The sequence below is a fragment of the Streptomyces sp. NBC_00576 genome, assembly GCF_036345175.1.
Taxonomy (GTDB): Bacteria; Actinomycetota; Actinomycetes; order Streptomycetales; family Streptomycetaceae; genus Streptomyces.
The window spans coordinates 5,709,773-5,722,920 of record NZ_CP107780.1 but is presented as its reverse complement, the minus strand read 5'-3'; the positions used below and the strand labels follow the sequence as shown (position 1 = coordinate 5,722,920).

General features: G+C 70.7%; 9 protein-coding genes and 2 pseudogenes. 5 read left to right on the top strand and 6 right to left on the bottom strand.

The genetic code is table 11. The annotated features are described in order from the left end of the window. Positions 1-6: 6 nt before the first annotated feature. Positions 7-216, top strand: a pseudogene (locus tag OG734_RS24730) (DUF6766 family protein); the annotation flags it as partial. A gap of 171 nt (positions 217-387) precedes the next feature. Here OG734_RS24730 and OG734_RS24725 read toward each other — a convergent pair. Continuing rightward, positions 388-852: pseudogene (locus OG734_RS24725) on the bottom strand (SRPBCC family protein); the annotation flags it as partial. Positions 853-990: 138 nt separating this feature from the next. Between OG734_RS24725 and OG734_RS24720 the strand changes: the two are divergent. Continuing rightward, positions 991-2,535 (top strand): FAD-dependent oxidoreductase, encoded by a 1,545-nt coding sequence (locus OG734_RS24720; RefSeq protein WP_330293773.1) that lies wholly within the window; start codon positions 991-993, stop codon positions 2,533-2,535. Between the two features lie 31 nt (positions 2,536-2,566). Here the strand turns inward: OG734_RS24720 and OG734_RS24715 are convergent, their stop codons facing one another. After that, positions 2,567-2,845 (bottom strand): RICIN domain-containing protein, encoded by a 279-nt coding sequence (locus OG734_RS24715; RefSeq protein ID WP_330289675.1) that lies wholly within the window; start codon positions 2,843-2,845, stop codon positions 2,567-2,569. Positions 2,846-2,993: 148 nt separating this feature from the next. After that, positions 2,994-3,785 (bottom strand): DUF4232 domain-containing protein, encoded by a 792-nt coding sequence (locus OG734_RS24710; protein WP_330289674.1) that lies wholly within the window; start codon positions 3,783-3,785, stop codon positions 2,994-2,996. 218 nt (positions 3,786-4,003) lie between these two features. Here OG734_RS24710 and OG734_RS24705 point away from each other — a divergent pair, with 218 nt between their 5' ends. Further along, the gene (locus tag OG734_RS24705) at positions 4,004-5,365 is read left to right on the top strand and encodes a helix-turn-helix domain-containing protein (protein ID WP_330289673.1); all 1,362 of its coding nucleotides are present in this window, start codon (positions 4,004-4,006) and stop codon (positions 5,363-5,365) included. 108 nt (positions 5,366-5,473) lie between these two features. Here OG734_RS24705 and OG734_RS24700 read toward each other — a convergent pair whose 3' ends face one another. The 3 genes from OG734_RS24700 to OG734_RS24690 all read right to left on the bottom strand — a co-directional run bounded on the left by OG734_RS24700 (position 5,474) and on the right by OG734_RS24690 (position 11,892). Then, positions 5,474-5,884 carry a hypothetical protein gene (locus OG734_RS24700; protein ID WP_330289672.1) on the bottom strand — a complete coding sequence of 137 codons (411 nt, stop codon included), beginning with the start codon at positions 5,882-5,884 and terminating at the stop codon, positions 5,474-5,476. A gap of 23 nt (positions 5,885-5,907) precedes the next feature. Continuing rightward, entirely contained in the window at positions 5,908-8,223 is a 2,316-nt protein-coding gene (locus tag OG734_RS24695; protein WP_330289671.1) for a hypothetical protein, read from the bottom strand. 267 nt (positions 8,224-8,490) lie between these two features. After that, a complete protein-coding gene (locus OG734_RS24690; RefSeq protein WP_330289670.1) occupies positions 8,491-11,892 on the bottom strand; it encodes a S8 family peptidase in 3,402 nt (1,133 codons plus the stop codon). 341 nt (positions 11,893-12,233) lie between these two features. Between OG734_RS24690 and OG734_RS24685 the strand changes: the two genes are divergently transcribed. Together OG734_RS24685 and OG734_RS24680 are read left to right on the top strand one after the other, a co-directional pair. Further along, complete coding sequence (locus OG734_RS24685; RefSeq protein WP_330289669.1) at positions 12,234-12,359, top strand: hypothetical protein; 126 nt, start codon at positions 12,234-12,236, stop codon at positions 12,357-12,359. 46 nt (positions 12,360-12,405) lie between these two features. Then, positions 12,406-13,089 (top strand): response regulator transcription factor, encoded by a 684-nt coding sequence (locus tag OG734_RS24680; protein ID WP_330289668.1) that lies wholly within the window; start codon positions 12,406-12,408, stop codon positions 13,087-13,089. Positions 13,090-13,148: the final 59 nt, after the last annotated feature.

Below are 13,148 nucleotides of genomic sequence, written 5' to 3'. Positions count from 1 at the left end.
GGCCGCGAACAGCGGCTACGTCAGCTCCAGGCCCCGCTGAGCTGGGCCGACTATCTGGGCGCCGCCGATTTCTGGAACCGCACGCTGCAGAACTGGCAGTCCGAACTGCTGGCCGTCGCCTCGATGGCCGTTCTCTCGATCTACCTCCGCCAGCGAGGTTCCCCCGAGTCCAAGCCGGTCGGCGCCGCGCACGGCGCCACCGGCGTGGAGGGCTAGGACCCGACGGTCAGGGATCAGGGGTCGGGGTCAGAGGTGGGGGTGCGGGAGTCAGAGGAGCGGACCGGGAGTACCGGGGGCTCCGGGAGTACCCGGGGTACCGGGGGTGCCAGGGGTGCCCGGCATCCCACCGGGGCTGCCGGAGGGACCGGCACCGGGGGTGCCGGAGGCGCCCGGGTTCTCGGGCCGGATGCGGCCTCGCCAGGCGCCCGTCTCGGCGCCGTGCTCCTCGATGTAGTCCTTGAAGCGGTGCAGGTCTCCCTTGACCCGGCGGTCGATCATGCCGAGCGCGTCCGCGCCCTTCTCGGCCATACCGGTGGGCTCGACCTCCATCGTCAGTTCCACGCGTGTGTGCGTGTCGTCGAGACGCTCGAACCGCACGGAGCCGCGCTGCGTGGTGTCGCCGCCGATGGACCGCCAGGCGATCCGGTCGTCCGCCATCTGGTCGACGATTTCGGTGTCGAACTCGCGCTTCACCCCACCGATCTTCGTGGTCCAGTGGTTGTGCCGCTCGTCCAGCTGCCGCACCTCCTCGACACCCTCCATGAACTTCGGGAACTCCTCGAACTGAGTCCACTGGTTGTAGGCGGTGTGGACGGGAACCTCCACCTCCACTGCTTCCTTCACCGTGCTCATGTTTTCCTCCTCATCTGAGGCATTCGACATCGTTCGCGGCATTCGAGATCTTTCCGCACGACCTCGGGTACCCAGACCGGAGAAATGAAGACCTCTGTGGCGGCGCGTATCGGTCACGACCGGGGGCACTCGGCCGCCATGAACCCCAAAACCGGAATCCAGGGCTCCTACTGGCTGGAGACCGCGCCGCCCGCCGCCCCCGCTCCCCCGCCCTCCGGTGACCTCACCGTGGACGTCGCCGTGGTCGGCGGCGGCATCGCCGGCCTCAGCACCGCCTGGGAACTGGTCCGGCAGGGACGCGAGGTGGCGGTGCTGGAGGCCGACCGCCTCGCCGCCGGGGTCACCGGCCGCACGACGGCCAAGCTGACCGCCCAGCACACCCTCATCTACGACCACCTGCGCCGCACCCGCGGCCCCGAGGGCGCCCGCCTGTACGCACGCTCACAGTCCGAGGCGATCCGGCACGCCGCCGGGATCGTCGACGAACTCGGCATCGACTGCGAGTGGGAGGAGGCGGCGGCCTTCACCTACGCCGAGGCTCCGCGGCGCGTCAGGGAACTGCGGGCGGAGGCCGACGCCGCGCGCGAGGCGGGACTACCGGCCGAGTTCGTGACCGGAACCGACCTGCCCTTCGCGGTCGCCGGCGCGGTCCGAGTGAGCGGACAGGCCCAGTTCCACCCCCGCAAGTACCTGCTGGCGCTCACCGCCGACCTACGCCGACGCGGCGGCACGGTGTACGAGGGGACACGCGTCGTCGGTCTCACCGAGGGCGAACCCTGCGTCCTGCGCACCGACGCAGGGGTCTCGGTGCGCGCGAACGAAGTCGTGATCGCCACGCACTACCCGGTCTTCGACCGCGCCCTCCTCTTCACCCGCCTCAGCCCGCGCCGGGAACTCGTCGTCGCCGCGACCATCGACGAGGACCATGCCCCGCGCGACATGTACATCACGCCGGAACGGAACACACGCTCGGTGCGCAGTGCCCCGTACAGCGACGGCAAGCGCCTCCTGATCGTCACCGGCGAGCATTTCGTCCCCGGCGCCGCCGACGTCGAGGAAAGGTTCGCCCGGCTGTCCGCCTGGGCCGACGACCGCTTCCCCGGCCTCACGTTCACCCACCGCTGGGCCACCCAGGACAACGACTCCACCGACTCCGTACCGCTGGTCGGACCGCTCCACCACGGCAGTCGGCACACCTACGTGGCCACCGGGTTCGGCGGCTGGGGCCTGAGCGGCGGCATCATGGCGGGCCGCCTCCTCAGCGACCGGATCAACGGCCTCCCGGCCGACTGGAGCGGCCTCTACGACCCGCGCCGGCTGGCACCCGTGGTCCGCGAGGGGATGTCGTTCCTCAAGCACCAGGCCCAGGTGGCCCGGCACTTCGTCGGCGACCGGCTGCCGGCCATGACACCCCCGACGCCGGGTGACATCCCGCCGGGCCACGGCGCGGTGCTGCGCCTGGGCGGACAGCAGTGCGCCGTCCACCGGGACGAGAACGGCTCGCTCCAGGCCGTCTCGGCGCGCTGCACCCACCTCGGCTGCATCGTGGCCTTCAACGACGCGGAGCAGGCATGGGAGTGCCCGTGCCACGGCTCCCGTTTCGCCCCGGACGGACGGATCCTCCAGGGGCCCGCGGTACGCCCGCTGAAGCAACGCGACATCCCGCAGTCGTCAGCGGAATAGCTGCCAGGCACAGGGCCCAAGGCACAGGCGGTCAGCCAAGCGTCCGGATCTGGTTGTCCCTGCGGTTGCATTCCGCCAGTTGGATCGCGGTGCGGTCGTCGGTCGCTCCCCCAGCCACGGTCATGCACTTGCCCGCTGATCGGACGGTCCCGGATCCGGTCAGCCACTGCTGAGCCGCCGAGCCGTCACACGCGGCCTGGAACAGCTGCGTTCCGTCTGTCCCGTCGCCACTGCTCAGGCACTTCCCCGAGGCGGCGACCACCAACGTATGGCCGGTCTGGGCGGTCGAGGAGCCGGATTCGCTCGTCATGGGTGCGTCCTCGGTTCCCGGCTTCGCCTCGGTGGCGATCCCGAGAGAGCCTGCGTTGGAGCCCGACAAGCCGATCCCGAACGGCCGGAGCACGACCAGCCCCATGGGCCCTTGAGCCCTTGAGCCCTTGAGCCCATGAGGCACGGCGTCACCAGGACAGGGCGTCACCCATGTCCGACTGCCAGTACGAGACCGTGATCGAGCTGTCGACGTACACGCCCTTGGTGGGCAGGGACGGGCGGGCGGCGCTCGTGCTCTGCGAGTTGAAGTAGACCTCCAGGGTCTTGGCCGTGTAGCCGTCCGAGCCACTGCCGTCCGCGGCCGAGAGCAGGACGCTCGCGTACCCCGACTCACCGGGTGCCAGCGTGACCACGGCCTGCGGCTTGGAGTCCTCGATGGCCGGCGGGACGGACTGGGCCTCCCCGAACCGCACGGCCGGGTAGCCGACGAGGTTGCAGTTCTTCGAGCCGGTGTTGGTGACGGTGAGGAGGACGTGGTTCAGCGGGCGGGAGACCTCCGTGGCGGTCGTCCTGGTGGAGGTGGGCGAGCAGGGGGTGAAGACGGCCCCGAAGTCGGAGCCGGAGTCGGAGGCCGAATCGTTCGAGCCCTTGGAACCAGTGGAACCAGTGGAACCCGAGGCGCCTGTGGAGCCCGTCGTCCCGCTTGAACCGGTCGTGCCGGTCGTCCCGGTGCCGCCCGTCGAGTCCTTGGAGGCCTGGTCGGCGGCGCCGCCGACCTGTCCCGCTCCCGTGGACGTTCCCCCACTCGCCGTGGGCGACGAGTCGGACGCGGAAGCCGAGGAAGACGAAGCGGAAGAGGATCCCGCCGAGTCTCCCTCGTTGCGGGCGCCCTCCGCGCTGTTGCACGCCGTCAGCGTCAGAGTGGCCACCGTGAGTGCGGCGGCGGCGAGCAGGCGGGTGCGGGCGGTACGTGCGGACATGAGATTCCCCTGGTGCGATGCGATACGGATCGGTACGCAGGCCGCTCGACCGGGTGCCGGAAGCGGCGTGCTTGGATGACCAGAGCTTGTGCGGTGATCCGTCCCGGCCGCCATATTTGACGGTGCATCCGGAACGCTGGGACGCCCACAACGCTCTGACCTGGGGGAATGGTGTCCGCCTGGAATGGCGGTCCGGGACGCGGAGAGAGGGAGAAACAGTGACGGGGGATGAGTTCCCGGAGCTGCTGGGCCAGTTGAAGGAGCGGTCCGGGCTCAGTTACGGAAGTCTCGGGAAGCGGCTGCACATGAGTGCGTCCACGCTTCACCGGTATGTCAACGGGGACGCCGTACCGACGGACTACGCACCCGTGGAGCGGTTCGCCAGGCTGTGCCGGGCGACGCCCGAGGAACTGGTGGAGCTGCATCGGCGGTGGATCCGCGCGGATGCCATGCGAGGGCAGAAGGCGAGTGGAACTCCGGCGGAGGAAGCCACGCGCAGCACGCCAGCCGTGCCCGCGGTGCCTGCGGTGCCCGCCGTGGCCGCCGTGGCCGCCGTGCCCGCCGAGGAGGAACGGCAGGCGCCGGCAGCGGAGTTGGCGGCCGGGGCAGTGGGAGCTCCCTCGGCGCGGCGTCGGCGTACCGTCGTCCTCGCCGGTGCCGCTGTGGTCGCCGCAGTCGCCGCGGCCGCGCTCGTGGTGAATCTCGTGCCCGGCAAGGGGGATGACGACCGGAGCGGGAAGCAGTCCGTGGGGGCCGCGGGCTCCGGGTCGCTCGGCAACAGTCCCGTCGCCTCCGCACCGACCGGCGCGAAGAGCGGATCGCCCACACCCTCCGCCGCGCGCGACACCGGTCCCACCACTTCCCCCTCCCCGTCCCTCTCCCTCTCCCCCTCGGTCTCCCCTCCCGTCTCCGCCTCCCGGAGCCGTGGGGTCGGAGCGGCGCAGGGCGACGGGCCCGAGGACGGGGCCGGCGCACCCAACGTCGCCGTCAATCCGTACAAGTGGGAAGAGCCGTGCAGCCCGCACTACCTGATCGACCAGAAGCCCGAGCAGGTGCCTCCGCCGCCGACCGAGCCGGACGCCCGCGGGTGGGTCACCGCGCTCGGTGGGGTCACCGGCGGGCAGCAGATGCTCGCGCTGACCGTGCAGGGCACCGGGAAGGCGACGGTCGTCCTGAGGGCACTGCATGTGCGGGTGGTGGAGAAGAGCGCCCCGCTCGCCTGGAACGACTTCGTGATGGGCGTCGGGTGCGGTGGCGGCGTGGAGACGGCGGCGTTCGACGTGGACCTCGATGCCGGGCGGCCCGCGGTCTCGCCCAGGGCCGGGCAGCGCGACTTCCCGTACAAGGTGAGCGAGTCCGATCCCGAGGTCTTCTACGTCTTCGCCGACGCACGGGCACACAACGTGAGCTGGTACCTGGAGCTGGACTGGTCCAGCGGCGACCAGCAGGGCGTCGTACGTGTCGACGACAAGGGCAACCCGTTCCGGACGAGCGGGAACGTGGGGCGGCCCGCGTACACCTATCCGCTCGGTGACTCCGAGTGGGGGCGCGACCCGTACGAGCCCGACATTCCCGGCTGACAGTGGAGTCAACTACACCAGCAGCCGGGGAGTCCGCTCCCTCGTGAGAACGGCTTTCACGACCCCGGTGCATGCCGGCCGCCTTCGATGCCACGCGCCGACGGGTCGTCAGACGCCCAGGGCGCCCCGTACCGTCTGCGCGAGTTCGCCGACCGCGACGACGAGCGGGGTCACCGGTTGGACGAACTCCGTCAGGCGGTCCAGGGCACGTCGCAGGACCGTCGGCTGTGGCTCCTCCTCGTCGAGTTCCTCGCGCAGGCGTCGCAGTTCCCGGGTGGTGGCCTCGGGGTCGGCCAGCGCCGCGCGGTGCTCGGACAGCAACTGCTCCACGAGCACGAGGAGTTCGGCCGTACGGGCGGCGGCCTGCTCGGCGTCCTGCGGCTGGAAGCCGACCGAGCCGGAGAACGCCTGGGCGCGGTGGCCGATCGCCTGGTTGCCCACGTACTGGGTACCGCCGTTGATCACGAGGCCGTTGTTGACGGGCGGATCGGGACGGCCGACTTCACTGCTGCTGCTCATCGCGTGATCCTCACCTTCTGAAGCTACTTCTGGCCGCCGGCGCCGGCGCCGGCGCTGGAACCGGCGGCGGCGCCGGCGGCGGGGCTGGTCTTCTGCGCGACGTTCTGGGTGGCGCTGGCACCCGTGCCGATCGCCTGGTTGCCGATGATGCTCGTCCCGCCCTGCTGGATGACACCCTGGTTGAGGATGCTCTGCTGCTGGGCGCGGAAGTCGGTGGTGTCGTAGCCGCGTGCGTCGAGGAACTCCCGGATCGCGGCGAGAGTGTGGCGTTGCACCGCCGAGGTGACCCGGTCGGCGTCCACGACCTGGAAGTAGTTCTGGTAGACGGGGCTCATCGCGATCTCCCGCATGCTCATCCGGGCGCCGTAGTCGAAGACCGGGTCCTGCTCCATGGCGGTCAGTTCGTCCACCATCCGCCGGGTGCGCCGCACCTCGAAACGGGCCTGGCGCAGCGCGCGGGAGGGCGCGCCGAAGAACGCCGGGCCGGTGCGGGGCAGGGAGTCCGCCAGCAGCCCGCGCTGCCGCTCGGGGGTGAGCGGGTCCCGCAGGCGGTCCACGACGTGGTAGACGGCGCCCACCGGACCGAGCACATGGTTGCCGCAGTGCAGGTGCAGGGTTCTGCCCTCGGTCGAGAAGTGCAGGAACACGCTCGGCACCACGTCGTCGCCCCACAACGGCACATGGACCGCCAGATGGTGGCGTACCGCGCCCGTCGGACGCAGCATGATCTCCTCGACCGCCTCGGCCGACAGCCGCATGGCCGGTGTCAGGCCCGCGGTCGCCATGAACCGGGAGTCGTCGCCGATGGCCGTACCGTTCACGAAGACCCGGTCCTCGATGGTGAGAGAACCGAGGGATTCGGGCGATCTGGGAGATGCGGGGGACGCAGGGGACGCAGGGGGCTTCGGGGACCTGGGGGCGTTGTCCGCGATCCCGTCGCCTGCGCCGTCGCGTGCGGCGACCGTACGGAGGTGTTCGCGTACGTGGCCGATGAGTTCGACGACCGTGAAGGCGTCCGGCGCCCCGGGGCGCGGGCCCTTGCCGACGCGGTCGACGCGGTCGTCGGAGGGCAGCAGCGGCACGGCGATCGACCAGTTGGAGCCGGCCGCGGAGTAGCCGATGAACGGTGAGTACCCGCTGTAGACGGTGACGTTTCCGTCCCGCGCCTCCTTGACGACCGCCATCCGGTTGACGATCCACTGCTTCAGGGGCAGTGCCGGCAGCCGGCGCCGGGCGAACGCGGCGCGGGTCATGGTGGTGCGCAGCAGTTGGTCGATGCCGAGGTCGTGGCGTACGACTGTCACGTACGCGAACACCACCGCGCCGACGGACGCGAGCACGGCCGGAATCCCGGCCAGGTAGGCGCCGAGCAGCCAGCTCATGAACCCGGACACGGGCAGGGACGCGATGGCGGCGCCGAGGGGGAAGGCACAGGGCACCGCTACCGCGGCGGTGACCACCGTACTCACCAAAGCCCTGTTGCCCGGCTGGCGTTGGCCACGGGTGGCGAGGCTGGCCCGGGAGCGGCCCACGCTCGCGGTGAACGACAGGAACAACGCGCTGAACAGCAGCCACAGCGGCGCGAACAGCGCCACGACCGCGAACGCCCCCGCCAGTCGCAGGTCGCGGTGGCGGCGGATCTCCTGTGCCGCCAGGCAGTGGTGGGCCACCGCCACCAGGTCGACGCCGGGCGAGGGCGCCACGGCGCTGACCTCGTCGGCGAGCACACCCTCCACCACCCGGTCGGCGAACTCCTCATCGACGTAGGCCGCGGCGCACAGATACCGGGTGACGTCACCCGGCATGCTCCCGACCGGCATGTGCGCCTGCGGGGTCGTCATGGCGGCACCTCCCTTTCTGGGACGGAACAGCGCCTTGGTGGCGCCGGTTGACCCGTTGATGCGTATGCGCGGCAGTCCGACGGTCAGAAGGGCGAGCAGGACACCGGCCATCAGGCCGAAGGAGAGGGCTGCGTGCAGGAGTTCGATGCGCAGTCCGGCGGACGACAGGCTCAGTCCGTCGACGAAGTTGTCGAGCATCCACCACCGCAGCAGGGCGACGATTTCCGACACCAGCACACCCGCGACGAGACAGCGGCTCCAGCCGGCCGTCCCTCGGGTCCGCGACCGTGACATCACCAGGGCGAGCGCCACGAGGAGCAGTACGACGCTGATGTTCTGCACGGCCAGCATGTTCGAGCCGGCATAGTCGATGTATTTGTCGGAGGTGAAGTCCCACCTCGGGACGAACGCCCCCTCGACCAGCCAGCGCGTGGTCTCGCTCCCGAAGTGGTCCAGGTAGAACTCCTCCACGCGGTCCTGCCCCCAGGGGCTGCCCATGAGGAGAAGAATCAGGCAAAGCAGCGTGATGCGTCCGCGTGCAGGTGATCTGGCCCCGGACACACTCCATCGAGACATGAACACGTGGCGTTCCCCCCGTCGCCGGCCCCCGCGACCTGTGGCCGCACCCTATGGCTATCCCCGCTCGCGGTGCATGGGAACCCGCGAACGCGCCTGTCTCACGCGGCAGTTGGGAAACGGCAAGGAGTCCCGTTCGGGGCGGTGGTGACACCGCCCCGAACGGGACTCGACGCACAGTCCGGAGAGCTACTTGGTGGTGAGGTAGGCGCGCTCGATCGTCTGGACCAGCGTGTTGCCGGCCTTGTCGGTCAGCTTGGCCCGCAGTGAGACGGAGCCCGCCGTGGCCGGGTGGGTCAGCGACAGATGCGTACCGCCGACGGCCTTGGTGGAGTGCCAGGTGGCGCCCTCGTCGTACGAGACCTCGAAGGCGAGCTTGGCGGGCCGCTGTCCGGCCGCCGCGCCCCCGATGGTGAAGGGCACGTCGAACCGCTTGCCCGCCTTCGCCGTGCTGGACAGGCTCAGTTTGGGCGAGAAGTTGACCACCGACAGCGGGAGTTCGGTGTTGTCGTCCTCGGGGGTGGTGGCGGAGCGGAAGGTCCACTCCGTCCGGACGCGGGTGCTGACCGGGAACACCGCGGGATCACGTGAGGCGTCCACGGTCAGTTTGTACGCGCTGTCCTGGGCCGGAACGGTGTACTCGGTGAGGTCGATCGGCGAGTAGCCGTAGTCGTCGGGTATCTCCTTGCCGTCGGCCTGGAGCGAGCTCGTCACCGAGGTGTAGTCGCTGAGGCCCCAGTGGCCGGAGCCGTCGCCGAACAGCGGCGTGAAGGCCCTGATGACGTTCCCGTAGCGCACGACTCCGGGGAGTCCCCGCTCCGGTCCTTGGTCACCCGCGGCGGGCATGGTCGGGCCGAAGACGCCGACGTTGAACCGCTCGGTGTAGCTGTGTCCGGCCTGCCAGGTTCTCGGCATCCGCATCAGGAAGTTCTCCGAGACCCGGTCGCGGCCCTCGCCGAACATCTGCCAGCTACGGAAGGACCACTTGACGCCGTTGTCGAGGACGTACTCCGTGGTGTGCAGCGGCAGGTCGGCGCGCAGGTCGTCGTAGCTGAGGACAAGGCTTCCGTCGGGTGCGTGCGCGGTCGCCTCCATCTGGACGCCCCTGCCCTTGACGGGCACGCCCACCTGGAGGTCGACCTTGGCGAGCTGGTTCCGCCTGATGTCGGCGGTGAAGCCGTCCAGCCGGCCGGCGCGGTTCCAGGCCAGGTGGTAGGTGACCGGCCGGCCCGCGTCGTCCGTACGGGTCCAGTCGCCGGCGAACACGGCGGACATGTCGCCCGCGGCCTCGTCGGATCCGAGCTGCCCGAACCGCGTGCCCTGGAAGGTCGGCACCAGGAACTCAAGGTTGCCCGGGCCCAGTTCACCGCCCCGGTCGTAGGTGTAGACGACCGTGGCCTCGGTGTTCTTCGCCGCCGCGTCGGGCACGGTGATGTCCACCGGCCGCGCCTGCCGGGCGTCGATGACGACGGTGGTGTCCTTGTCCAGGTTCAGCATCGGCTGCACCAGCACGGCGTGCGTGGCGGCGTCGTACGCGGGGTGGATCACACCGCTCAGGGTGTAGACGCCCTTGGGCACCCGCACGGTGAGCTCGCCGTCCTGCTCGTCGGCGAGGTCGGCGTAGAAGTCGCTGTCGATGGCGCTGATCTGGGTGGCGGCGTCGCCGATCGGCGCGCCGTTCTCGTCGAGGTGCTTGACCGTCAGGTCGTACGACTCGACCTCGCGCTCCACCCCGACAGCGGTACGCACCTGGATCTTGCCGTCGGCCGAGACAGCGGCCACCGAGCCACCGAAGGAGCCGTCGGCGCTGCCCGCGCGGGTGTCGGCGGTGACGGAGGCGGTCGCGGTGCCGCCCGCCGGGACGGTGAGCTGCGCCGGCGACACGGCGAACATGCCTGCGTCGGCGGGCTTGCCGTCCACCGTGAGGGCGTCGACGGACAGGCCCAGGGTGACCGGCTCCGTACCGAGGTTGCGGTACGTCACCTGCTTGGTCACCGGGGTGTCGTCGCCGTGCGGCCACTGCTGGGTGCCGAAGCCGATCGACTGCTGCTCGGTGACGACGCTCTGCTCCAGCGCCCGCACCAGGTCGGTACGGCCGGTGCCCTGCTGGAAGGAGCTGTACGCGCCCGGCTTCGCGGAGCCGGTGAGGATTTCCTTGATCCGCTCACCGGTCCAGTCCGGATGCTGCTGGGCCAGAATGGCGGCGGCGCCCGCGACGTGCGGGGTCGCCATGGAGGTGCCGTCGAGGGTGAGATAACCGGGTACGTCGGAGGGGTAGTCGGCCTCCAGGATGCTGCCGGCGGCAGCGGCGGCCGTGATGGCGGCACCGGGTGCGGTCAGGTCGGGCTTGACCCCGCCGCCCCCGACGAGCGGGCCACGGCTGGAGAAACTGGTGAGCGCGTCCGCCTTGTCGACCGCGCCGACGGTGAGCGCGGCGTCGGCGCTGCCGGGCGAACCGACCGTCCGCTCGCCGAACTCTCCGTCGTTGCCGGCCGCGATGACGAAGAGCGTGTCGCTCTCGGCGGAGAGCCGGTTGACCGCCTCCTCCATCGGGTCGATGCCGGGCATGTCGGCGCCGCCGAGGCTGAGGTTGACGACGTCGGCCTTCTGGGCCACCGCCCACTCCATGCCCGCGATGATCCCGGAGTCCGAGCCGAAGCCGCTGTCGTCCAGGACCTTGCCGTTCAGGAGCTTCGCACCGGGGGCGACACCCTTGTACTTGCCCCCGGCCTTGGCTCCTGTGCCGGCCACGGTGGACGCCACGTGCGTGCCGTGGCCGAACTTGTCGCCGGGGCCGGTGGAACCGGAGAAGTCCTGCTCCGCGATCACCTGGCTCGCGAGATCCGGGTGGGACGTGTCGATCCCGGTGTCCAGGACCGCGACCTTGGTGCCGGTGCCGTCGTAACCGGCGGCCCAGGCGGTCGGCGCGCCGATCTGCGGCACGCTCTTGTCGAGGCTCGCCTTGCGCCGGCCGTCGAGCCACACCTTCTCGACTGCGGTCGAGGAGGTGAACTCGGCAGCCTCGTCACCCTTGTCGGCCGTACCGGTCACGGCGTCCCAGAACTCGGCGCCACGCTTCTTCACGGAGCGCACCGCCTTGCCGTTGACGACGGGCAGCGCGCGGCCGATCTTCGCGCCGGCCCCGGTGAGCGGGGTCATCGAGGGCGCCTTCTTCCCCCGGAAGGTGACGATCAGCGGTACGTCGCCGCGGCCGGCGTCGTCGTAGCCGTCGGCGACCAACTGGGTCACGTCGAACAGCCTGGCGTCCAACTTGCCCTGCGCCAGCAGCAGTTCGGCGTCACCGGGCACGACCTGGGTATGTCCGGCGACCACCCGGACGGAGAACGGCACCTTCTCCCGGCCCTCGGCCCGGACCACGCCGGTGACCTTTCCGGCGCCGTCCACCATCACCTGGTCACCGGTGACCAGGGTCACGGTCTTCACTGCCTTGGCCGTACCGGACGGCTTGGCCGTACCGGACTCCTTGGCCGCGTCGGCCGTGGTGACGGTACCGACACCGCTCGCGTCCTGGGCTTCCGCGCCCGGAACACCGGCCAGCAGAAGGGCCGTGGAGGCCACCCCGGCCGCCACGACCGCACGTTTTGGTCTTGCGCGTAACTCCACCTGAGCTCCTTGCACTTCGCCATCGGACAGTGGCCGTCGCATGTCGAGCAGGTGCTCCCGACGGCTCGCGCCTAGAGACGGACGGGGGCGGGTTCGGGTTGGAAAAAGGTCCGACTCCTTTCTGACGGGAGATCAGTGTGCGGCCCTCCGCCGAAGCCCGTCCTCCACCGTTCGGCCAGTACAGAGGCGGTCCCGGTCCATGGGTTCTGGCCGTTCGGCCGAGGCGGTGCTGCCCTCCGGGGCAGGAGATTGGGCTGCCGGGCCCCGCGAAAGTGCGCGGGGCGACACGGGCAAAGAGGGAGTCGGCCATGGCGAGGGCACCGCTGCGGGGATCACGGACCAACCGGCATCTGGCGCGGGTCACGACACTGGCCGTGGCCGCGCTGATCAGCACGCAGTGGCTCGCCTCGGCGGCAGGCATCGGCGCCCACTGACAGCGACGTACTCAGCAGGCACGACGGCAGCAAGGAGCGGGGCGGCATGGCAATTCGGGTGGTCGTCGTCGACGACCAGGACATGGTGCGCTCGGGATTCGCCGCGCTGCTGTCCGCGCAGAGCGACATCGACGTCGTGGGCGAGGCGCCCAACGGCCGGCTCGGTGTCGAGGTCAGCCGTCACACCCACCCCGACGTCGTACTGATGGACGTACGGATGCCCGAGATGAACGGACTGGAGGCCACCCGGCAACTGCTGGACCCGCCGCGCGGCGTCGTCCACCGGCCCAGGGTGCTGATGCTGACCACCTTCGACATCGACGACTACATCTACGAGGCGCTGCACGCCGGTGCCAGCGGCTTCCTGCTCAAGGACGCGGCGGTCGCCGAGCTCATCCAGGCGGTACGGGTGATCGCCGCCGGTGACGCACTGCTCGCACCCTCCGTCACCCGGCGCCTCATCGAGGACGTGACCCGGCGCCGCCCTGCCGCGCCCCGGGCCGCCCGGCTGCGCCTGAACGGCCTCACGCCCCGGGAGACAGAGGTGCTGTCGCTGGTGGCACGGGGCCTGTCGAACACCGAGATCGCGGCGCGGCTGGTGGTGGCCGAGCAGACCGTCAAGACCCACATGACCCGCCTGCTCGCCAAGCTCGGCGCCCGCGACCGGGCCCAACTCGTCGTCCTGGCCTACGAGTCGGGGCTCATCGTGCCCGGGGCTTCGCCCGCCTGACCGGTCCGCCGGTCGCCGTGTCATGCCCGGGCCTCATACCTGGGTGCGACACCCGAGTT